A 21,469-nucleotide genomic window follows, 5' to 3' on the forward strand; every position below is an offset into this window, starting at 1 on the left:
GGAATCGCCAAGACGGCTGTCAATTCAAAGCGTCGCACGGCTGTCAGCTCTCTGCGCTACCGCAGAGCTCCTGTGGAACAGGTGCCGTGAGCGCTCAAGATCCCGCGATGCGCGTAGCAGCATCCCCACCTCCTCCGTACCGCAGAGGACCGGTTTCTATCGCATCCCGAGTGCACCCGGGAATGAGGTTGACCTGCAGCGGGGCGGCCTGCTCATCGGCATCAACCCAAGCACGCAAGGCTGGGTGACCTCAATTACGTCACTTGCTGTTTTGATCAATTTCCGGGTCGGCACCGTGATCCACTGGCCCTGACACAGGCATTGGCGCAAGACGTTTTCAGCAACTTCAAATGCAATCAGCTGCGCGCAAGCCGCACCGCCTTAGCAACTGGAGAATCCGAATTGCACGGAAATGAGGTGCAAGGCACCCGCTACAGCCCTACACACATCCGCGCCACCTGGGACGGAACGGGCAGCGTGGAAGACGCTGCCAGGGCGTTGGGGTTCTCTCGGGCGAAGGGCTACGACCTCGTGCGTCGTGGAGAGTTCCCGTGCCGCGTGCTACGCATCGGACGTGCCACGCGTGTCGTCACCGCGTCCTTGCTCCGCGTACTCGAAAGCGGAGAACCGGAGTACAACGGTGCCCACACCAGCCGCTGCACTCCGTCATAGCCCCTGCGCACAGAAGCCCCCCGAGTCGGCTGGGCTTCGTCGTGTCATGAGCCCCTCATAGCGAGCGCCTACAGGAAGCGGACCGCACTGTGGCACAACTGCCTTGACGTTCCAGGCCAGGTCCCGGGTTGCGGGCAGCGATCGCCGGGGGCGATGTGTAGGGATGCCATCCGCTACAAGGCCAGCGGAGCGATGCGGTCGCGCGGTGAAGCGGGCAAAGTCCTCCGCGGTGACGCATGGCAGTCTGGCGACCGTCGCCTCCGGCAATGCCGTCGCGGCCGCTCCACGCGGGCCGCGCAACATCGGAGGGAACAGGCAGTGCCACGGACGCCTCCACAGGCGTGGGGTTTTGCAGACGTGAAGGTTGCGACCCGATTAGGTGCGAAGAGCTCCCGGGTCGGATGGTGCGCGTCGACCGTAAGGCGCGTGTCGTCGCCGCGTCCTTGCTTCGGGTGCTCGAGAGAGGAGAACCCGAGTGCAACGGTGCCCACGACGGACACTGAAACCCACCTACCCAGAAGCCCCGCCGGGCCGCACCTGCGGGGCTCCTCGTCGCACTCCGCTCTCACACGCCTATCACCGACGGCGTCGACTCCCCCGGACCAGAATGCCCTGACCTGGCATTACGCGCTCACCTTGGACTGGCCTGGACGCCCACGGACGGTCTCTACAACCTGTGCCATGTGGTACGTACCGCGGGCGCGGCTTCCTGACACCACGCACCAAGATCCGGACCAGGTGCGGAAAACTCAGTCCCGAGTAAGGCGATTCCACTCGTCGCCGCAGGTCAGAGTCGAGTGAACCGTGTACCACCAGCAGACGAAAAATCAGCTGGGACAGCTTGCGTCACGCTGGCCCCGTTACCAGCAGACGGAAGCGGCTGCGGGAATCTTCGGGCGAAGTACTGAGTGGTGGGCCCATGGGACCTGCACCGCCAGGACGGCTACTCACGGCGCCTCGCCCGATATGCGCCCTGAGGCCGGAGATCAACGCTACGTAGTCAGCACCAAGTCAGCACGGGAGGGGTGAAGACGGGTGATGACGTGGGCTTTGAGTCAGCACCAAACCAGCACCGGAGCCATCACCGTAGGGCCAAATCGGCCCGCATCTCGCATCTCTGACACCGCTGATTCTGCCTCCTGCTAGACGCTGGTTCGAGTTTGGGCCAGCAGACGTGGCGGCCAAGCTCACAGTCCGACCCTGAAGTATGTTGTCCCGCCACATATCCGCCTGACCTGCACGTTCCTACCGTGTGCGGACACCCACCCGTCCCCACCGCACACGAGGAAGTGGCGCACATGGCCTCCGTAGCATCCGCTCCCCCGACGCCGAACAACCTGAAGCGCATCGTCGCCGCCAGCCTCATCGGCACCACCATCGAGTGGTACGACTTCTTCCTCTACGGCTCCGCGGCCGCCCTCGTCTTCAACAAGCTGTTCTTCCCGGACTCCGATCCGCTCGTCGGCACGCTGCTCTCCTTCCTGACGTACGCCGTCGGATTCGCCGCCCGCCCGCTCGGCGCCCTGGTGTTCGGGCACTACGGCGACCGGCTGGGCCGCAAGAAGCTGCTGGTGCTGAGCCTGCTCCTGATGGGTGGGGCGACCTTCGCGATCGGACTGCTGCCCACACACGCGACCGTCGGCACCGCCGCCCCCGTACTGCTGACCGTGCTCCGCCTGGTCCAGGGCTTCGCGCTGGGCGGCGAGTGGGGCGGCGCCGTACTCCTGGTGTCCGAGCACGGCGACGCGCGCCGGCGTGGCTTCTGGGCCTCCTGGCCCCAGACCGGGGCACCGGCCGGGCAACTCCTCGCGACGGGTGTGCTGTCGCTGCTGACCGCGGTCCTGTCGGACGCCGCGTTCGGCAGCTGGGGCTGGCGGATCCCGTTCCTGCTCTCCGGAGTCCTGGTGATCGTCGGGCTGTGGATCCGGCTGTCCGTCGACGAATCACCCGTGTTCAAGGAGGCATTGGCGCAGGCGGAGGCCCGCAGGGCGGCGCGGGACGGGGCGGCCGAGAAGCTGCCGATCGTCTCCGTACTACGGCACCACTGGCGCGATGTGCTGGTCGCGATGGGCGCACGCATGGCGGAGAACATCTCCTACTACGTCATCACCGCGTTCATCCTCGTCTACGCCACCACCTCGGCGGGTGTCTCCAAGCAGACCGCCCTCAACTCGGTGCTCATCGCCTCCGCCGTGCACTTCGCGGTGATCCCCGCGTGGGGAGCCCTGTCCGACCGAGTCGGCCGCCGCCCGGTGTACCTGCTCGGCGCGGTCGGCGTGGGCGCGTGGATGTTCCCCTTCTTCTCGCTCGTCGACACCGGCGGCTTCGGCAACCTGGTCCTCGCGGTGACCGTCGGGCTCGTCCTGCACGGAGCCATGTACGCACCCCAGGCCGCCTTCTTCTCCGAGATGTTCGCGACCCGCATGCGGTACTCCGGCGCCTCCATCGGCGCGCAGTTCGCCTCCGTCGCGGCCGGCGCCCCCGCCCCGCTCATCGCCACCGCCCTCCTCGCCGACTACGGCACCTCCACCCCGATCGCCCTCTACGTCATCGCCGCGGCCGTCCTGACCGTCATAGCGGTCGGCGTCGCCCAGGAGACCCGTCACCGGGACCTGGCCGACGTCGAACCGGCCACCACCCCGGCCGCCGAGACCGGGTCCGCGGCCCACTCCCCCGCCGCCGACGCCAGGACCGTCTGAACCCTCACAGCCCGGAGCCGGACCCGGCCCCCGTACGCCAGGCGTGCGGGGGTCAGTTCCGTACGGACGCCGACAAGCGGTGCAGACGCAGGGCGAGTTGGATCTCCAGAGCGCGGGCGGGGCTCTGCCAGTCCTCACCGAGCAGCCGGCCCACGCGCTCCAGACGCTGGGCGACGGTGTTCACGTGGACGTGCAGGTCGTCCTTCGTACGGGCCGGGCTCATCCCGCTGGCGAAGTAGGCGTCCAGGGTGCGCAAAAGGTCGGTGCCCCGTCTCTCGTCGTACGCGACAACCCGGCCGATGGTCCGCTCGACGAAGCCCGCGATGTCCCGGTCGCCGGCCAGGAGCAGCCCGAGGAAGCCGAAATCCTCGGCCGCCGCCCCGTCCCCCGAGCGGCCCAGGAGCCGCAGGGCGTCGAGGCAGCGGCGGCCCTCCTCGTAGGCGGCGGCCACGGTGTCCGGGTGGACGGCGAGGTCGCGCACCGGGGCGGAGGCGCCCACGGTGACCGCCTCGTGGACGGCGGTGCCGAGGTGCCCGGCGGTCCGGCGGGCCAGTTCGGTGGCGGTGTCCTTGTCGGTCAGGGGCAGCAGCAGGACGGTCCCGCCGTCGCGGGCGGCGGCCAGGCCGTGCCGGGTCGTGGCGAGGTGGGAGGCCGCGGACCACAGGCGTCTGCGGGCGGCCGCCTCCTGGTCGGCGTCGGCCGCGGGACCGTCGAGCCGTGCCGCCAGCACGACATGGGTGGCGTCGAGGTCGGCCCCCAGACGCGCGGCCCGTTCCCGCAGCAGGCGCGGATCGCGGTCCCGGGCGTCGAGCAGGTCGTCCAGCAGCTCGCCGCGCACCCGCTGTTCGGCCTCCGCGGCGGACCGTCTGGCGAGCAGCAGCAAGGAGGTGACCATCGCGGCACGCTCCAGCGTGCGCTGGTCCACCGGATCGAGCCCTGGGTGGCCCCGCAGCACGAGCGCGCCGAGGAGCTCGCCGCCGGCGGCGACAGCGGCGATCCAGTCGTCCCGGTGCCGTACCGCATGGCCTTCGGCCCGGGAGGTCTCCAGTGGCTCGGCGGGTGCGAGCTCGGTGAACTCCACCGTGCCGTCGAGGATCTCGGAGACGGCCGCCGCCACATCGTGCACTCCGCCGCCGCGCAGGACCAGTTCGGCGAGCCGGTCGTGCACGTCGGAGGCGCGCTCGATGACACCGCTGCGGTCCCGGATGATCTCGTTGGCCCGCTCCAGCTCGGTGAGGGCCGAGCGGGTCTCGGTGAGGAGGTTGGCGGTGTCGATGGCGGCCGCGGCGAGGGCGGCGAAGGAACCGAGCAGTGCGATCTGCTCCCGCTCGAACACCCGGGCCCTGCGGTCCGCCGCGAACAGCACCCCGATGACGCGGTGCCCCAGGGTCAGCGGCACGCCGAGGATGGCGACCAGGCCCTCGTCCCGTACACCCGAGTCGATGGCCAGGGTGTGCCGGAAGCGGTCGTCCTTGAAGTAGTCGTCGGTGACGTAGGGGCGGGCCGTCTGGGCGACGAGTCCGCCGAGGCCCTCGCCCATCCCGAGCCGCAGCTGCTGGAACCGGGCGGCGACCGAGCCCTCGGTGACCCTCATGTAGGTGTCGCCGCGGGCCGGGTCGTGCAGGCTCAGGTACGCCACGTCCGTGCCGAGCAGGGACCGCGCGCGCTGCACGATGGCCCGCAGCACCGCGTCCAGGTCCCGGAGCCCTGCCAGGTCGTGGGCGGTCTCGAACAGAGCGGACAGTTCGGCCTCGCGCCGGCGCCTGCCCTCCAGCTCGGAGCGCACGCACAGGGCGACCGTCTTCGCCGCCTCGAGCGCGGCGATCCACTCGGCGGACCTGCCCTCGGCGCGTGCGATCAGCACCGGCTGCTCGTAGGCGTCGGCGGACGCGCCCCTGGCCAGCAGGGCGAGGAAGGGCGCCTCGGCACTGGCGACGGAGCGCTCGGCGGAGTGCGGGTGACCGCCCGGCTGAGGGTGACCGCCGAGCTGCGTGTGATCGCTGGACATGCCCACAGGATTGCTCATCGCGCGCTCACCCCGTCAGGCCTGTGGAAAACTCCGGTCCGGTCCCGGTCAGTGCGCGGTCCAGCCGCCGTCGAGGACGAGCGAGGTGCCGGTGACGAAGGACGCGTGCGGGCCGCACAGGTAGGCCACGGCCTCCGCGACCTCCTCGGGTTCGATGAGCCGCTTGAGCGCGCTGTCCTGGAGCAGCACCTCGGACACCACGCGCTCCTCGGGGATGCCGTGCGCCTTGGCCTGGTCGGCGATCTGCCGTTCGACCAGTGGGGTGCGCACATAGGCGGGGTTCACACAGTTCGAAGTCACTCCGTGGGGGGCGCCTTCGAGGGCGGCCGTCTTGGAGAGGCCCTCCAGGCCGTGCTTGGCGGCCACATAGGCGGCTTTGTAGGCCGAGGCACGCAGTCCGTGGACCGAGGACACGTTGACGATCCGCCCCCACCCCTGCCCGTACATGTGCGGCAGCGCGCCACGGATCAGGCGGAACGGCGCCTCCAGCATCACGGTGAGGACCGTGTGGAACACCTCGGGCGGGAACTCCTCGATGGGACGGACCAGTTGGATGCCGGCGTTGTTGACCAGGACGTCGGTGCCCGCCGCCGCGTGCTCGGCGGCGTCCAGGTCGGTGAGGTCGAGGACATGCGGCTCCACCGTCCCGGACAGTCCCGTGGCCTGCTCGGCGAGCGCCTCCAGACCTGCGGCGTCCCGGTCGACCGCTCTCACCTTGGCCCCGGCGGCCGCGAGCCGCAGCGCGCAGGCGCGGCCGATGCCGCCGGCGGCGCCGGTGACGAGGGCGGTGCGGCCGCCGAGATCGAGCGCGGCGGCGTGAGGTGCGGGTCCCGGGAGGACACTGCTGGCGGTCATGGTCCGACCCTAGGCAGGATCCGCTCCTCGCCACATGTGGTCACACCCCATAATTCACTTGGAACTCGTGGTTTCGAACCATGTGGGGGCGTCCATCGACGCCTGCTTGATCCGCTGCATCCCGAACTCGTTGAGGTCGGGCAGGGCGTCCAGCGGGAACCATCCCACTTCGAGCGACTCGTCGTCGTTGACCCGCGCCTCACCGCCGACGGCGCGACAGCGGAACGAGATGTCCATGTACTGGCAGACGTCACCGTTGACGTACGTCACGGGGTTGAGCGCCTGGACCAGGACGACCCGCTCGACGACGCAGAGGACGCCCGTCTCCTCCTCGACCTCGCGCACGGCACAGTCCGCGGGCTGCTCCCCCGGCTCCGGGATACCGCCGAGCATCGACCACTTGCCGGTGTCCGAGCGGCGGTTGAGCAGCACTCTGCCCTCGTCGTCGAAGACGATGGCGCTGACGCCGGGGAGCCAGAGCAGGTCGTGCCCGATGGACTTCCGGAGGGTGCGGATGAAATCTGGGGTAGCCATGGGCCGACCCTAACCGCCGCCGGTGACACGTCGGTGATCTTCCGGACGAGGACGGGCGGACGCTCGCCGCACCCGCCGCACCCGCCGCACCCGCCGCACAACGCCTGACCCGCTCGTACGCCCTACACGTCCCCGGTGCGACGCCCCCGCAGCCCCGCGCTGATCGCCCAGCCGAGTCCGCCGGCGGCGACCAGGACCAGGAGCATCTCGGGCAAGGTGCCCATCAGGGTGGCCGGGGTCTCCGACGACCTCAGCGGTACCTTCTGCACCAGCGCGGCGGGGACGAACATGCCCGTCCTCTGGGTGATCCTCCCGTCCGGCATGATGATCGCACTGACGCCGCTGGTCACCGGGACGGTGACGGTCCGGCTGTGCTCCACCGCGCGGACCCGGGACATGGCGAGCTGCTGGTAGGTCATCTCGCTGCGGTCGAAGGTCGCGTTGTTGCTGGGCACGGAGATCAGCTGGGCGCCGTCGGTGACCTCGGAGCGCACGGCCCAGTCGAAGGCGGCTTCATAGCAGGTGACCAGGCCGACCTTGGCGTTGGCCATCCGGAACACGCCCGGCTTGGTGCCCCGGCTGAAGTCCTGGCGGACCATGGATGTCCAGTTCTTGTTGATCGCCCCGACGAGCGAGCGCAGTGGAAGGTACTCGCCGAACGGCTGGATCTGCCGCTTGTCGTAGGTGTCGGTGGGGCCCTTGACCGGGTCCCAGAGGATCTGCTCGTTGTAGAGCTTGCCGCCGCGCTCGACGACACCACCGACGGAGATCGGCGCGTCGATGGCCTTGGCGGCCTTCTCGATGGTCGCCGCCGCGTCCGCGTCGGTGTAGGGGTCGACGTCGGAGGAGTTCTCCGGCCAGAGCACGATGTCGGGCTTCGTGACCTTGCCGGCCTTCACCTCGGCGGCCAGCCGCTCCGTCTCGCGCGCGTGGTAGTCGAGCACGGCCCTGCGCTGGGCGTTGAACTCGAGGCCCGCGCGCGGCACGTTGCCCTGGATGGCCGCGACGGTCACGGTCCCGTCCTCGGCCTTGTCGCTCACCAGGCCCCGGGCGGTGAGCGCCCCGACCACCGGTACGACCACGCTCAGCAGGGCCACGGCGGCAGCCGGGCGTCGTACGGCCCCGGTCCCCCGCCGCTCCGCGACCAGCCGGACGACGTCGTACAGGCCGAATCCGCACAGCACGACGGCGAAGCCCAGCACGGGTGTGCCGCCCACCGCGGCGAGCGGCAGGAAGACGCCGTCGGCCTGTCCGAACGCGATCTTTCCCCAGGGAAAGCCGTGGAACGGCACACGCGCGCGTGCCGCCTCGCCGGCGATCCACACGGCGGCCGCCCACACCGGGGCGCCGGGCAGCTTGGAGACCGCGGCCACGCCCACCCCGACCAGCGCGACGAAGATCGCCTCGATCGCGACCAGCGCCAGCCACGGGCCGGGGCCGACCTCGACGCCGGTCCACACCAGCAGCGGCAGCAGGAAACCCAGTCCGAAGAGGTAACCGAGACCGAAGGCCGCCTTCCAGCCGCGGCCGCGCAGCACCCAGCCGAAGACGGCGAAGGCGGGCAGGGCCAGCCACCACAGGGTGCGGGGCGGGAAACTGACGTAAAGGAGCACTCCGGAGAGTGCCGCGGCGGCGGCCGGGAGGAGGCGGCGAAGCCGGGCGGCCCAGCGGGAGGCGGGTGCGGACGGCGGTTCCAGCTGGTCCGACTCGTCCACGGAGGTTGCGGTGACGGTCACTCCGGGAGTGTACGGCGGTTGACCTTGACGTCGACAGCGCGGTCCGCCTGGTGATCGTGACCCTCGCCGGACCGCTCGAACCGTGCCGGTGCCGGGCAACCCGGCGCAACTCGTCCACAAATCGACCTTCAGCCGTTACGGTGTGCCGGAGTCCTCGTCGCGCGGGTGTCCGGGCGGCGGGCCACAGGTCGGGGGACCGGGGTTCGGGGGGCGGGGTGGGTTCCACGGGGATGACGTCTGTGGCCGGTGCTGCGGAGGACGGCGACAGACGCAACGCTTCAGACGGGGTGGGCGTGCTGGTCCTCGGGGCCTGCGCCGCCTGGTCACTGATCACCGCGGCCGTGCACGACGGCCGTCCGGAGGGTGTTCTGCTCGCCCTGTTGGCCGTGTCCGCGGGCTATGCCGCGGGCCGGATCTCGGGGGCGCTGCTGCCGGTCGCCGCACCCTGTGCCGCTGCGGTGACCGCGTTCGGCCTCGCGGTGGGGCTCCCCCATCTCGCACCGGGCCCCGAGATCGTCGCGCCGCTCGGTCACGCGGGCGCCACGGCCGCCCTGCTGACCCTGGCCGCCGGCGCGGCGTGCTGTGCCGCCTGGACCACCGGATCCCCCGGCCTGAGGCTCCTTCTCCGGCTGCTGGCCGTGGGCATCGCGGTGACCTCGGCGGTTCTGGGTTCGGTCTCCGGGCTGGTGACGTGTCTGGCCGTGCTGTTGTGCTCGCTCGCGGCGAGCAGGATGGACCACCGGGGCCCCGGCCTCCTCGGTCTCGTCCTGGCCGCGATGTCGGTGACCGGGCTGACCTGGGCGGTCGCCGGGAGCGCGGTGCCGGACGGGCTCACCGAGTCGCTGCGCGGGCAGCTCACCCCGCACCGGATCGACCTGTGGCACGACGCCCTGCGCATGGCCCGGGACAACACCGCACTCGGTGTGGGACCGGGGCGGTTCGGGGAGCTGAGCGGCACAGCGGGCCGCTCGCTGCTGCCCGACGGGAAACCGCATTCGGCGCCGCTCCAGATGGCCGCCGAGCAGGGCGTGGTCGGCCTGGCGCTGCTGGCGGCGGCCTTCTGCTGGCTGCTGTACGCGCTGTGGCGCTCGCGGCGCTCCACCCCGATCGTCCTGACGGCGGGCGCGACCCTTACGGCGCTGGCGGGGATCGCCGCGGTCGGCAACGCGCTCAGCTTCACCATGGTGTCGGTGGGTGCGGGGCTCCTGGCGGGCCTGGCGACGGCCCACCCGCTGACCGAGGAGCCGGCTGCGCGATGACGGGCAGGTCCGGACTCAGCGACGCGGGGCCGCGTTCCCGGGCCGCAGCCGGTCCCGGATGATGCGTACGGCGGCCTCGGCGTCGTCCACGGTGACGGTGAACGTGTGGCCGTCCCAGAGCTGGAGCACCACGCCCTCGCCACGCCGTACGACGACCGCGGTGCCCTTCTCGGGCCGCCAGCGGTAGCCCCAGCCGCCCCACTGGCGCGGGGTGACGTGCGGGACGAACTCGGCTCCGGTGACATGCGCCAGCGGGATCCGGCGGCGCGGCACGCCGATGTGGCCGCAGCGCACCTCCAGGGAGTCCGTGTCGACCTTGAGGGCGACGTGGACGAAGGCGAGCGTCAGGAAGAGGACGAGCAGTCCGGCCGCGATGCAGCCGACCACCGACATGACCAGAGGGGCGACACCGGAGGTCCACGCCGAGTCGACGGCGAGCTCGACGCCGAGCGCCACGATCGCCGCGCCGCCGAGCGCGAGCAGCCATTGGATCCGGTTGGAGGCGCGACCGGTCCAGACGTCGGCGTGGTGCGAGGTCTGCTCGCCGTGGGGGTGGTTCCGGGGGTGGTCCCTCATGTCTACGAGATTACTCAGGTTTCGCCCCGCGGGTAGTTCGTCGCGGAGAGTGACGGCGCCTGGCGCCGCCTTCCGGCCGCGCGGTGCGGGCCGTGGGTGGGAGCCGGGGGCGGGGAGCCGGGGGCCGGGGCCGGGGGTCGGGGGCCGGCTTTCTGCCGCGACCGGCCTTCGGTCGACCGACGCAACGTTCCGGTCGGTCCCGCGACGATCGGCCTCCAGCCGGCCGGCGAAACGTTCCGGTCGCTCGGCGGCTCAGCGGGCGGGCGTGGCCGTGCGCAGCAGTCGGCCTTCCTCGTAGGCCAGGGCGGGCGCGGGCAGCGCGGCGCCCTCTCGGCCGCTCAGCAGCACGGTGAGGGTGCCGGTGGGCGCCGCCTGGGGCGCCGGCTGCTCGCCGAGCCGGCGCAGCGCCTGGGCGGCGACCGCCCCGGCGGAGCCGTGCAGGACGAGCGGCGGGCGGCCGGGACGCTGCACGGCGGCCCGGATGCGCTCGGCGACCAGTTCGTAGTGGGTGCAGCCCAGGACGACGGTCGTCACGTCCTCGGGGGTGAGGGCGGCGGCCGCGGCGACGGCGGCGTCGATCGCGGCCTCGTCGGCCTGTTCCACCGCCTCGGCGAGGCCGTGACAGGGCACCTCGGTGGCGGGCACGCCGTCGGCGAAGTCCGCGAGGAGACCACGCTGGTAGGGGCTGCCGGTGGTGGCGGGCGTGGCCCAGATGGCGAAGGGGCCGCCGCCGGCCGCGGCGGGCTTGATCGCGGGGACCGTGCCGATGACCGGCAGGTCCGGTTCGAGGCGGGCACGCAGCGCGGTCAGGGCGTGCACCGTGGCGGTGTTGCAGCCGATGATCAGGGCGTCGGGACCGTGCGCGGCGGCGGCTTCGGCGAGGCCCAGCGCCCGCCCGACGATGTCCTCGGGGGTCCGCGGTCCCCAGGGCATGCCGTCGGGGTCGAGGGAGAGCACGAGATCGGCGTCGGGGCGCAGTCGCCGTACCGCGGCGGTCGCCGCGAGCAGACCGATTCCGGAGTCCAAGAGCGCGATCTTCACCCGGCCACGATAGACGATGAGCCCTTGGAGGCCCCTGCCGTGGGGCAGACTTCGCGCGTGAGCGCCATCGCGTGGACCGCCGCCGTATCCCTCGCCGCCTGGCTGTGGCTGCTGCTCTTCCAGGGCTTCTTCTGGCGCACGGACGTGAGGCTGCCGCCGGAGCGGGACCCGGCGCACTGGCCGTCGGTGGGTGTGGTGGTCCCGGCCCGCGACGAGGCCGAGGTGCTGCCCGCGAGCCTTCCGTCCCTCCTGGCGCAGGACTATCCGGGGCGCGCGGAGGTCTTCCTGGTCGACGACGGCAGCTCCGACGGAACCGGGGAGCTGGCTCGCGAGCTGGCACGGCGCGCGGGCGGGCTGCCGCTGACCGTGTCGTCTCCGGGTGAGCCGCCCGCCGGGTGGACCGGCAAGCTGTGGGCGGTGCGCCATGGCATCGGCCTGGCACGCGCGCGTGGCCCCGAGTACCTGCTGTTGACGGATGCCGACATCGCGCACGAGCCGGACAGCCTGCGCCGGCTGGTCGCCGCCGCGCACGCCGGGGGCTTCGACGTGGTCTCCCAGATGGCCAGACTGCGGGTGGAGAGTCTGTGGGAGCGGCTCGTGGTGCCGGCGTTCGTCTATTTCTTCGCGCAGCTGTATCCGTTCCGGCGGATCGGCAGGAGGGGCGCGCGGACGGCGGCCGCGGCGGGCGGCTGTGTCCTGCTGCGCGCCGAGACCGCTGAGCGGGCGCGGATCCCGGACGCCATCCGGCACGCCGTCATCGACGACGTGGCCCTCGCGAGGGCGGTCAAGGGCGGCGGCGGGCACATCTGGCTGGGTCTGGCCGAGCGGGTGGACAGCGTGCGCCCCTACCCCCGGCTGCACGACCTGTGGCGGATGGTGTCGCGCAGCGCCTACGCCCAGCTCCGCCACAACCCCCTGGTCCTGCTGGGCACAGTGCTGGGACTGGCGTTGGTCTACCTGGTCCCGCCGGTCGCCGTCGTCGTCGGTCTCGCAACCGGCGGTGCCGCGGCCGTGCTGCTCGGCGGACTCGCCTGGCTGGTCATGACCGGGACGTACGTCCCGATGCTCCGCTATTACCGGCAGCCGCTCTGGCTCGCACCCCTCCTGCCTTTCACGGCGTTCCTCTACCTCCTCATGACGGTCGACTCGGCGGTGCAGCACTACCGGGGGCGCGGCGCGGCCTGGAAGGGCCGCACCTATGCCCGCCCGGACGCCGTGGTCGGTGAGGAGAGGTGAAGCGGTCAGGGCTTCATTTGCGGCCCGGTGTCCAGTTCATGCCCCAGCCGTAGGCCTGGTCCACGGTCCGCTGCGGGCTCACTCCCCGGTCCGGCACCAGGTAGCGGGCCTCGCGCTGGACGACGAGGTCGTGGCCGGTGTTGGTGATCAGGGCCAGCGCGCAGACCGTCGAGGGCACCGTGCACTCGTCGAGGGAGAAGTCGATCGGGGCGCCGTGCTGCGGCTGGAGCGTGACGGTGGCGTGCAGGTCGGCGAAGGAGCGCGCGCCCTCGTAGATGGTGACGAACACGAGGATGCGCCGGAAGTCCTGCCGGTGGTCGAGGTTCACGGTGAGGTTCTCGCCGCTTTCCACCGCACCGGTGCGGTCGTCGCCGTCGAGATGGATGTACGGCGGCTGATGCAGGGCTCCATAGGCATTGCCGAGCGCCTGCACGACCCCTTTGCGGCCGTCGGCGAGTTCGTACAGGGCGCACAGGTCCAGGTCGAGGTCGGCATGCATGGCCACCGCGCGGCCGCGCTTGCTGCCCCAGCCGGAGAACTGTTTGTGCACCTGCCAGTTGAGGTTCACCCGCATCGCACCCGAGGTGCCGCCCTGCTTGGTGAGGGAGACCGACGGTGCCGCCTTGGTGAGCGTGACCTTGGAGAGGCGGACCGCCGGCGCGGCGGGCGGGGGCGGCGGGGAGGCCGGAGCGGGTGGGCTCGTCGGGGGCGCGGTGCGCTGGGGCTCGCCCACAGGCGCGGTGCGCTGGGGCTCGCCCACAGGCGCGGTGCGCTGGGGCTCGTCCACGGCGATTCCGAAGTCTGTTGCGAGTCCTTCCAGTCCGCTGTCGTAGCCCTGGCCCACGGCACGGAATTTCCAGGCGCCCTGCCGCCGGTAGAACTCCCCCAGCACGAAAGCGGTTTCGACGGTGGCGCCCGCACTGTCGAACCGCGCGGCGACGGTGCCCTGCACGGCGTCGCGGACCTCGATGTACAGCTCAGGGACCTGTGCGAAGGTCCCGCCGTCCGCGGAGGCGGCGAGCACCACGGTCTCGACCGAGGGCTCCACGCGCGCGAGGTCGACGAACAGGGTGTCCGTCACCCGGCCGCCGTCGGTCCGCTTGCCCTCGTGGCGGACTGCGCCGGAGGCGTGCTGGGGCTGGTTGTAGAAGACGAAGTCGGCGTCGGAACGGACTTTTCCGCCGACCAGGAGCAGGGCCGAGGCATCCGCGTCGGGGACCTCCGGTCCGGAACGCCAGCCCAATTCGACGCGCAGTGCCGTCGTGGGCACCGGTACGTTCGAGCCTTTCGACATTGACATGTCCGCCCCCCTCAGGTGTCGGCAGGCCAGGACGCCCCGGCGGCCTCCGGTGTGCTACCCGCCCAACCTATTCCCCCAGCACAGCGAACTCCCATCCCGCGGACGGCAAGATCGCCGGTCAACCACCGGTAACCCCCTCGGAACTCGGCCTTTACACGACCTCAACCCGGATTGACGTCCCATTTTGCCGAGTTCGCTCGCATTAGGGATCCAGGGTCACTGCCGACACGGAAAACAACCCTCTTATCGGTCTCCCCAACCAGCACATCGTGGGCTTAACTTATGTGCCATGACCTCCCCCCGCTCCACTTATGGCGGCGGCTACTACTCCGCCTCCTTCCCGGACACTCCGATCTACGACTCGCTCGTGGCCGAGCGGGGCACCCCGCAGATCGCACCGATCCGGGTCCCTGCCGCGTACGACGTCCCGGTCAGCCACCTGCCGGCGCTGCCGTCCGCCCTGCCCGCCCTGCCCGCGGGCCCCTCCCAGTCCGCCTACGGCTATCCGCAGGCGCAGCAGCCCTCGCCGCTCCAGCAGGCTCCCGCCGCGTACATCCCGCAGCAGGCCGCCGCGCCGCGCGGTTATCCGGGGCCGCAGCAGCAGCCCCGCCCTGCCGCGCCCGGCATGGGGATGGGCATGAGCACGGGCTACGAGGCGATGCGTCCCGCAGCCCCGAGGCCCGCCCAGGCTGCTCCCTACCAGGATCCGTACAACAACCAGCAGTACCGCGGGTACTGATTCCCCTCCCGGGCTGTCGGTGCCACCTGGCACGATGGCTCCATGGGGAATGCCGAGCTGCTGTCGATCCACGTCCATCCGGTCAAGGCGTTCCGGGGTCTCGCGCCCCGGGAGGCCGAGGTGGAGCCCTGGGGGCTGGCCGGGGACCGGCGCTGGGCGTTGGTCGACGACGGGGGAAAGGTCGTCACACAGCGACAGCAGCCACGCCTCGCACTGGCCGCCGCCGAGCTCCTGCCCGGCGGCGGCATCGTGCTGTCGGCGCCCGGCAGGGAGCCGTTGACCGTGCCCGAGCCCGAGCCGGGCACGACCGTCACGCTGGAGCTCTTCGGGGAGAAGGTCGAGGGAGTGCCCGCCGACGCGGCCGCACACACCTGGTGCAGCGAGTACCTGGGCGTCCCGGCGCGCCTCGTGCACATGGACGACCCGGCCACCCGCCGCCCCGTCGACCCGGAGTACGCGCTGGAGGGTGAGACCGTCTCCTTCGCCGACGGCTACCCGCTGCTGCTCACCTCCACGGCCTCACTCGACGCCCTCAACTCCCTGATCGCCGAGGGCCGGCACGCCGCCGACGGTCCGCTGCCCATGAACCGGTTCCGGCCGAACGTCGTCGTGGGCGGCACCGGGGCCTGGGCCGAGGACGAGTGGTCGAGGATCGCGATCGGCGACATCGCCTTCCGGGTGGTCAAGATGTGCGGCCGGTGCGTGGTGACGACGACCGACCAGTCGAGCGCTGTGCGCGGCAAGGAGCCTCTGCACACGCTCGGCCGCCACCGGCGCTTCGGCAGCAGCCTGGTCTTCGGCCAGAACCTCGTGCCCGAGTCCCGCGGCACGATCCGGGTCGGCGACCCCGTCAGGGTCCTCGACCGGAACACCGGGTGACCGGCCGGGGCGGTCGGAGGCCAAGGCAGTCGGGGTGGTCGGAGCGGCTGGGGCGGTCTCGGACAAAGTTCCGTCAACGATCCACCTGGGTGCGATCGCCGGGAACCCGGCCCGGGGGCCCGCGCGTTGGAGCTTTCATGAGGAGTTCATGAGAGGCCCCGGCCGCAGGTGATTTGGCTCTCTCTTCGGCCGGTGCCACGCGTGAACCCCTCTCCCGGGGGTTATCACGGAGCGGGAAGGGGGTGCGGACGGTGCGAGCGATCAGCGGACTCTGGCGGTGGCGGCACAACCCGCTGCGCCGCAGGACCGACCTGGCCGAGGCCTGGGTATGTCTCGTGGCCCTGCTGCTGATCCTGGTCGTCGCCCCGGTGGCCGCCGCGTTCGTCGGCGGGGTGGCTCAGGGCGCGCTCCAGCGGGCGGTGCGGGAGCAGCGTGAGTCCCGGCAGCTGGTGACGGCGACGGTGGTCCGCAAGCTGGACCGCTCCCCGCTCGACGCCGACCCGGAGACGGCGTCGGGGCGCGATCTCAGAAGCCAGGTGCTGGCCGACTGGACCGCGCCGGACGGCACCACCCACCAGGGCTCCGTCATGGCCGCCCTCCAGAGCCCGCACCGCGGCGACCACTTCGACATCTGGACGGACCATGACGGACGGATAGCGGCCCGCCCGCTGGACTCCGCGACCGCCACCACCCATGCCGTGCTCGCCGGCACCGGCGCGGCCCTGCTGGCGGCCGGGCTGATCGAGGGTGGGCGGCGGCTGGCCCTGTGGCGCATGGTCCGTCGCCGGTACGCCGACTGGGACCGGGCCTGGGACAGCGCGGGCCCGGACTGGGGCCGGACCGGCACCGGCAGTTGACGGCCTTACGGCTCTGGTCAACCCACCACCCGCGCGCACGCTACGGTGGACCGGCCGAACCTCTTCGGCAGCACAAACCCGCGTACTACGAGGTGGGGGCACAGCAACGCCATGGCACAGGGCACGGTCCAGGTGACGCACACCGGTACATCGCGGTGGCGGCGCCGCACAGGTGAGTACGCGTCGCTCGCCGCCGCCCTGGAGGCCGCGGCCGAAGGCGACGTCCTCACCGTCGCACCCGGCACCTACCGGGAGAACCTCGTGCTCCAGCGGGCGGTGACCCTGCGCGGCCCGGAAGGCTCGCCGGGATCCGTGCGCATCGCGCCCGTGGACGGCGTGCCGTTGACCGTGCGTGCCTCGGCGGTGGTCCAGGACCTGCACGTGGAGGGCCAGGACGCGGCCGCGCCCGCGCTGCTCGTCGAGGAGGGCACCCCGGAACTCTCCGACATCAGGGTCGTCACCCGCTCCGCGGCCGGCATAGAGGTGCGCGGCGGTGCCCGGCCGACCGTGCGGCGCTGCACCGTCGACAACCCGGCGGGCATCGGCATCGCCGTGCTGGAGGGCGCGGGCGGGGTCTTCGAGGAGTGCGAGATCGTGGCAGCCGGCCAGTCCGGTGTCTCGGTGCGCGGCGGCGCCCACCCCCGTCTGGAGCGCTGCCGGGTGCACCACACCTCGGGCGCGGGCCTGGCGGCGACCGGTGAGAACTCCGCGCTGGAGGCCGTGGGTTGTGAGGTGTACGAGGTCCGCGGCAGCGGGGTTCAGATCACCGGCCGGGCCACCGCGCACCTCACCGACTGCGATGTGCACCGCACCACCGCCGACGGGGTCACCCTCGACACCGACGCGGTGCTGACCCTGGCCGACTGCCGTATCCACGACATCCCGGAGAACGCGGTCGACCTGCGCTCCCGTTCGGTCCTGACCCTGACCCGCACCACGGTCCGCCAGTTCGGGCGCAACGGCCTGTCGGTGTGGGACCCGGGCACCCGCGTGGACGCCAACCAGTGCGAGATCTTCGACAGCACCGGCGACTACCCGGCCGTCTGGGTCAGCGACGGCGCCACAGCGGTACTGGACTCCTGCCGGGTGCACGACGTGCCGGACGCGCTGTTCGTCCTCGACCGCGGCTCGCGCGCGGACGTCGTCGACAGCGACATCGCCCAGGTCCGCAACACGGCGGTGTCCGTGAGCGACGGCGCCACCGCGCAGCTGGACGACTGCCGGATCCGGGACGCGGCCACCGGTGCCTGGTTCCGTGACCACGGCAGCGGCGGCACCCTCAACAACTGCACTGTGGACGGCACCCAGACCGGCGTGATCGTCACCAAGGGCGCCGACCCGACGATCGAGCGCTGCACGGTCGACTCCCCCGCTGAGGCCGGCTTCTACGTGTCGGCGGGCGGCCGCGGCAGCTTCCTCAGCTGCCGGGTGACCGGCAGCGGCGGCTACGGCTTCCACGTGATAGACGGGAGCCGCTCGACACTGCGCAAGTGCCGTACGGAGCGGTGCGCGCGGGGGGGTTACGAGTTCGCCGACGCCCCCGACGCGGCGGCCGGTTCGGGGCCCGTCGTCGAGGACTGCACGAGCGACGAGAGCGGCGGCCTCAACCCGCCCGCGGCCCGGGAGACCGCCGTACAGACCGAGTCACGCTCCCCCGGGCTGCTCGGCGCGATCCCCGAGCAGCGGATCACCGAGCAGGAGCCGCCGGCCACTCCCGCGGAGCCGGAAAAGCCTGCGCGCACCTCCAAGGCCGTCCTCGGTGAACTCGACGCGCTGGTGGGCCTGGACAGTGTCAAGCGTGAGGTGCGGGCGCTCACCGACATGATCGAGGTGGGCCGGCGCCGCCAGCAGGCGGGCCTCAAAGCGGCCTCCGTCAAGCGCCACCTGGTCTTCACGGGCTCCCCCGGCACCGGCAAGACGACGGTCGCCCGGCTCTACGGCGAGATCCTCGCCTCCCTCGGGGTCCTGGAGAAGGGCCACCTGGTCGAGGTGTCCCGTGTCGACCTGGTGGGCGAGCACATCGGCTCCACCGCGATCCGCACCCAGGAGGCCTTCGACCGGGCGCGCGGCGGAGTGCTGTTCATCGACGAGGCGTACGCGCTGTCGCCGGAGGACTCGGGCCGGGACTTCGGCAAGGAGGCCATCGACACGCTGGTGAAGCTGATGGAGGACCACCGCGACGCGGTCGTGGTGATCGTGGCCGGCTACACCGCCGAGATGGAGCGGTTCCTGTCGGTCAACCCGGGTGTGGCGTCCCGTTTCTCACGGACCATCACCTTCAGCGACTACGACCCGGACGAACTGCTCAGCATCGTGGAGCAGCAGGCCGAGGAGCACGAGTACCGGCTGGCGCCGGGCGCCCACGAGGCCCTGCTGAAGTACTTCACGGTCATGCCCAAGGGGCCCGCGTTCGGCAACGGCCGTACCGCGCGGCAGACGTTCGAGGCGATGGTGGAGCGGCACGCGAGCCGGGTCGCGCAGGTGGCCGACCCGACCACGGACGACCTCACGCTGCTCTACGCCGAGGATCTGCCCGGCTCGTCCTGAGGGCGCGGGCCCGGCTCGTCCTGCATCCGCGGGCCCGGCAGGTCCGGCTGGAGCCTGGCCAGCAGTTTCGCCCGTTCCTCGGCGAACGCGGGGTCCGCCTGGTAGTCGGAGTGGCCGAGGATGGGCGCGGGCAGCGGGTGCAGATCGGTGCGGCCGTAGACCAGGGGGTCCCTGAGGGGTTCGCGGTCCACTTCGGGGCCGCAGTCCCCGGGCAGCCGGACCGGGCCGCCGATGGGGTCAGTGAGCCGGTGGAGGTTGCGCCAGCAGTCCACGTCGTGGTGCAGGGCGGTGAGGGCGGCCGGGCCGAAGTGGGCCGGGAACCAGCGGCCGTAGAGGCGCTCGAGCGGGGAGCCGTAGGTCAGCAGGGCGACCCGCGCGCGGACCGACGGCTCCAACTGCCAGGCCGCGGCCGCCGCGAGGACGCTGCCCTGGGAGTGTCCCGAGATGACCAGTCGGCCACGGGTGGTCCGGGTCCAGATCGCGATGCGCCAGGTCAGATCGGGCACGGCACGCTCGGCGTAGCAGGGCGGGGCGAAGGGGTGGGCGGCACGCGGCCAGAAGGTGCCGACGTCCCAGAGGATGCCGATGGTGCGGCGGGCGGAGGGGTCCTTGTAGGCGCGTCGGCCCCAGGTGACGAACAGCAGGAAGCCGAGGCCGATCAGCCAGGATCCGAGAGCCTGCGCGGTCTCGGCGGCGCTCTCGACGAAGGCGTACGCCCCCTCGGCGGCCTTGGCCGGGGTCTTGCGGGTGGTCAGGGCGCCCACGAGCGCTCCGGCGCCGAGGAGCAGGGTGCTCGCGGCCGTCACGCCGAGCAGGCGCGGCCCCCGGTCCGTCAGGGCCGCCATCGCGCGGGTCCTGGCGATGCGGCGGGTGCGTGTCGCGTCCTTCGGCTCGCCCGGGTACTCGCTCTCCACGGTGGCCAGTTGGGCCCGGCTCGATCGCCAGGTCCGCCGCGCCAGCCAGGCCAGGTGGCCGAGGAGCACGAGCAGGACCAGCGGGATCACGGACGCCTGCCAGGTCAGCAGGACCGGTGGCCCGGGGATGGTGGCACCGGTGCCGTCCAGCCAGTCCGCGACGCGCTGCGAGACGCCGCCGGACATGACGCCGCCCAGGGCGCAGGCCAGCATCGCGACTGCGGGCCCGGCCAGGCCCCGCATCGCGGCGCGCGGGTCGGGGTGCGTGCGGTACAGCAGGTGGGCGACCACGGCCAGGGCGATGACCAGGAGTCCCTGGACGAAGGTGATGCCGCCGAAGGTGGCGTCCCCGGACAGCCGGCCCTGCGACTGCCATCCCGGCCGCTCCCAGCCGGCGTACACCGCGGCGAGGGCGAGCAGGAAGAGGGCTGTGAGCGGCAGGCGTCGTACGAGCTGCTCGTCGAGCCGCCGGTCGAGGTGCCTCTCGCTGCGGCCGCGGCGGCACACCACCCAGACGACCGCCGCCCCGCCTGCCACGAGGCTCAGCTGAAGGAGCCGGCCGAGGGTGTCCAGCGGTGCGGGGCCGCCCGGCGCGCGGTCGAAGCGGGCGGCCGTAGAGCTGACCGCGGCGGCGATCGTCAGGAGGCCGGCCGCGGTGTGCGCGGCACGCAGGCGGGCGACCAGGCGGCGGCCGTACCAGAAGCCGGGCCGGCTGAGCGCGGTCCGGCCGTTGTCCTCCTCTGCCTCGCCCTCATGGGACAGCGGTTGCTGGGACTCGTAGGCGCTCCAGGTGCGGTGGGACAGGTACCAGAGGAGGCCGGTGAGAGTGGCCGGGACAAGGGCGGCGAGCGCGAGGCGGCGGCCGGGCCTGCTCCACCAGCCGTCGTCGGACACGTCGGGCGACAGGAAGCCGAGCCAGGAGTGGGACTCGGCGCACGCGCGCGTGCCCGCGCACTGCCAGGCGGCGAGGTCGAGGGCGACCTCGCAGGCGGCGGCGACCAGCAGCACGGTCAGGGTCAGGCCGGCGAGTCGCACCAGCAGGCCGTAGAACCGCACGGTCCTTTTCCGGCGCCGCGCGGTGGGGCGCATCCAGTGGGCGAGGTTGACGACCATGAACGGCAGCAACAGCAGCCACAGGGCGCGGGTGCCGTTGCCGGAGGTGAGGTTGCACCAGACGTACGCCTCGGGGACCGGGCCGGTGCGGCCGGATCCTGGTCTGCTCTCGGCGTCGACGTCGTCGGCGCGCCGGAACACGGCCGCGACGTCGTCACCGGTGATCCGTACCGTGCGCGGGTCGTCGAGCATCTTGTCGGGCGTGGTGCCGCCCACTCCGTGGACCAGGAGTTCCAGGGCGGTGCCGGAGTCCTCGGGCCGGACGGCCGAGCCGTCGGTGCCCTTGATCGGGACACGTTCCACTGTTCGCACTTCCCCCGTGACGCGCCGTCGGCATCTGTCCGTGCGGGCACAAGGATCGCCGCCGGGCGCGTTTCGCACACCCCTCGTCACGGAATCTCCCCGATCCGGGTGACAGCGCGGCCCTGCGTGTACACCCCGTGACCTGCGCGCGACGGGACGGTCGGTGGCGCTGTCACCGGGGGG

The 21,469-nt window shown here is 72.1% G+C and carries 16 protein-coding genes; 8 read left to right on the forward strand and 8 right to left on the reverse strand.

All coding sequences use genetic code 11. The features are described from left to right. Positions 1 to 477 precede the first annotated feature (477 nt). Positions 478 to 672, forward strand: a complete 195-nt coding sequence (locus IF54_RS41695) for a helix-turn-helix transcriptional regulator (RefSeq protein ID WP_420790891.1) — start codon at positions 478 to 480, stop codon at positions 670 to 672. Positions 673 to 1,970: 1,298 nt separating this feature from the next. After that, positions 1,971 to 3,371 (forward strand): MFS transporter, encoded by a 1,401-nt coding sequence (locus IF54_RS0134960; protein ID WP_030326249.1) that lies wholly within the window; start codon positions 1,971 to 1,973, stop codon positions 3,369 to 3,371. A gap of 52 nt (positions 3,372 to 3,423) precedes the next feature. Here IF54_RS0134960 and IF54_RS0134965 read toward each other — a convergent pair whose 3' ends face one another. The 4 genes from IF54_RS0134965 to lnt all read right to left on the reverse strand — a co-directional run bounded on the left by IF54_RS0134965 (position 3,424) and on the right by lnt (position 8,522). Then, the gene (locus IF54_RS0134965; RefSeq protein WP_030326251.1) at positions 3,424 to 5,379 is read right to left on the reverse strand and encodes a helix-turn-helix domain-containing protein; all 1,956 of its coding nucleotides are present in this window, start codon (positions 5,377 to 5,379) and stop codon (positions 3,424 to 3,426) included. A gap of 66 nt (positions 5,380 to 5,445) precedes the next feature. After that, on the reverse strand, positions 5,446 to 6,252 hold the full coding sequence (locus IF54_RS0134970) for a 3-hydroxybutyrate dehydrogenase (RefSeq protein ID WP_030326253.1): 807 nt from the start codon (positions 6,250 to 6,252) through the stop codon (positions 5,446 to 5,448). A gap of 54 nt (positions 6,253 to 6,306) precedes the next feature. After that, complete coding sequence (locus IF54_RS0134975; protein WP_030326255.1) at positions 6,307 to 6,786, reverse strand: NUDIX hydrolase; 480 nt, start codon at positions 6,784 to 6,786, stop codon at positions 6,307 to 6,309. A 122-nt stretch (positions 6,787 to 6,908) separates the two neighbouring features. Then, entirely contained in the window at positions 6,909 to 8,522 is a 1,614-nt protein-coding gene (gene lnt / locus IF54_RS0134980; RefSeq protein ID WP_030326257.1) for an apolipoprotein N-acyltransferase, read from the reverse strand. 230 nt (positions 8,523 to 8,752) lie between these two features. Here lnt and IF54_RS0134985 point away from each other — a divergent pair, with 230 nt between their 5' ends. Further along, complete coding sequence (locus IF54_RS0134985; RefSeq protein WP_078852216.1) at positions 8,753 to 9,781, forward strand: O-antigen ligase family protein; 1,029 nt, start codon at positions 8,753 to 8,755, stop codon at positions 9,779 to 9,781. 15 nt (positions 9,782 to 9,796) lie between these two features. Here IF54_RS0134985 and IF54_RS0134990 read toward each other — a convergent pair whose 3' ends face one another. Together IF54_RS0134990 and IF54_RS0134995 are read right to left on the reverse strand one after the other, a co-directional pair. Then, on the reverse strand, positions 9,797 to 10,357 hold the full coding sequence (locus IF54_RS0134990; RefSeq protein WP_030326261.1) for a hypothetical protein: 561 nt from the start codon (positions 10,355 to 10,357) through the stop codon (positions 9,797 to 9,799). A 252-nt stretch (positions 10,358 to 10,609) separates the two neighbouring features. Further along, positions 10,610 to 11,398, reverse strand: coding sequence for a glutamate racemase (locus IF54_RS0134995; protein WP_030326264.1), 789 nt, complete (start codon positions 11,396 to 11,398; stop codon positions 10,610 to 10,612). 39 nt (positions 11,399 to 11,437) lie between these two features. On the opposite strand from IF54_RS0134995, the gene IF54_RS0135000 reads away from it, so the two are divergent. Then, on the forward strand, positions 11,438 to 12,634 hold the full coding sequence (locus tag IF54_RS0135000; RefSeq protein ID WP_037821033.1) for a glycosyltransferase: 1,197 nt from the start codon (positions 11,438 to 11,440) through the stop codon (positions 12,632 to 12,634). A 13-nt stretch (positions 12,635 to 12,647) separates the two neighbouring features. On the opposite strand, the gene IF54_RS0135005 is transcribed toward IF54_RS0135000, so the two are convergent. Next, the gene (locus IF54_RS0135005; protein ID WP_030326268.1) at positions 12,648 to 13,928 is read right to left on the reverse strand and encodes a TerD family protein; all 1,281 of its coding nucleotides are present in this window, start codon (positions 13,926 to 13,928) and stop codon (positions 12,648 to 12,650) included. 295 nt (positions 13,929 to 14,223) lie between these two features. Here IF54_RS0135005 and IF54_RS0135010 point away from each other — a divergent pair, with 295 nt between their 5' ends. The 4 genes from IF54_RS0135010 (at position 14,224) to IF54_RS0135025 (ending at position 18,956) form a co-directional block, all read left to right on the forward strand. Next, entirely contained in the window at positions 14,224 to 14,673 is a 450-nt protein-coding gene (locus IF54_RS0135010; protein WP_030326270.1) for a DUF6643 family protein, read from the forward strand. A 42-nt stretch (positions 14,674 to 14,715) separates the two neighbouring features. Beyond that, a complete protein-coding gene (locus tag IF54_RS0135015; protein ID WP_030326272.1) occupies positions 14,716 to 15,552 on the forward strand; it encodes an MOSC domain-containing protein in 837 nt (278 codons plus the stop codon). A 251-nt stretch (positions 15,553 to 15,803) separates the two neighbouring features. Continuing rightward, a complete protein-coding gene (locus tag IF54_RS0135020; RefSeq protein WP_030326273.1) occupies positions 15,804 to 16,409 on the forward strand; it encodes a hypothetical protein in 606 nt (201 codons plus the stop codon). Between the two features lie 111 nt (positions 16,410 to 16,520). Next, positions 16,521 to 18,956, forward strand: a complete 2,436-nt coding sequence (locus tag IF54_RS0135025; RefSeq protein WP_030326276.1) for a right-handed parallel beta-helix repeat-containing protein — start codon at positions 16,521 to 16,523, stop codon at positions 18,954 to 18,956. Here the strand turns inward: IF54_RS0135025 and IF54_RS0135030 are convergent. Further along, positions 18,926 to 21,286 (reverse strand): hypothetical protein, encoded by a 2,361-nt coding sequence (locus IF54_RS0135030; protein WP_030326278.1) that lies wholly within the window; start codon positions 21,284 to 21,286, stop codon positions 18,926 to 18,928. The two genes, IF54_RS0135025 and IF54_RS0135030, sit on opposite strands and share 31 nt — an antisense overlap. Between the last annotated feature and the right edge of the window lie 183 nt (positions 21,287 to 21,469).

Source organism: Streptomyces sp. NRRL B-3229, from assembly GCF_000719505.1.
In the GTDB taxonomy this organism is placed as follows: Bacteria; Actinomycetota; Actinomycetes; order Streptomycetales; family Streptomycetaceae; genus Streptomyces; species Streptomyces griseorubiginosus.

Coding starts and splice junctions, on each gene's coding strand:
- IF54_RS0135025 (WP_030326276.1), top strand. CDS start 16,521: ATGGCACAGGGCACGGTCCAGGTGACGCACACCGGTACATCGCGGTGG.
- IF54_RS0135015 (WP_030326272.1), top strand. CDS start 14,716: ATGGGGAATGCCGAGCTGCTGTCGATCCACGTCCATCCGGTCAAGGCG.
- IF54_RS0134970 (WP_030326253.1), bottom strand. CDS start 6,252: ATGACCGCCAGCAGTGTCCTCCCGGGACCCGCACCTCACGCCGCCGCG.
- IF54_RS0134985 (WP_078852216.1), top strand. CDS start 8,753: ATGACGTCTGTGGCCGGTGCTGCGGAGGACGGCGACAGACGCAACGCT.
- IF54_RS0135010 (WP_030326270.1), top strand. CDS start 14,224: ATGACCTCCCCCCGCTCCACTTATGGCGGCGGCTACTACTCCGCCTCC.
- IF54_RS0135005 (WP_030326268.1), bottom strand. CDS start 13,928: ATGTCGAAAGGCTCGAACGTACCGGTGCCCACGACGGCACTGCGCGTC.
- IF54_RS0134975 (WP_030326255.1), bottom strand. CDS start 6,786: ATGGCTACCCCAGATTTCATCCGCACCCTCCGGAAGTCCATCGGGCAC.
- IF54_RS0134990 (WP_030326261.1), bottom strand. CDS start 10,357: ATGAGGGACCACCCCCGGAACCACCCCCACGGCGAGCAGACCTCGCAC.
- IF54_RS0134965 (WP_030326251.1), bottom strand. CDS start 5,379: ATGTCCAGCGATCACACGCAGCTCGGCGGTCACCCTCAGCCGGGCGGT.
- IF54_RS0134960 (WP_030326249.1), top strand. CDS start 1,971: ATGGCCTCCGTAGCATCCGCTCCCCCGACGCCGAACAACCTGAAGCGC.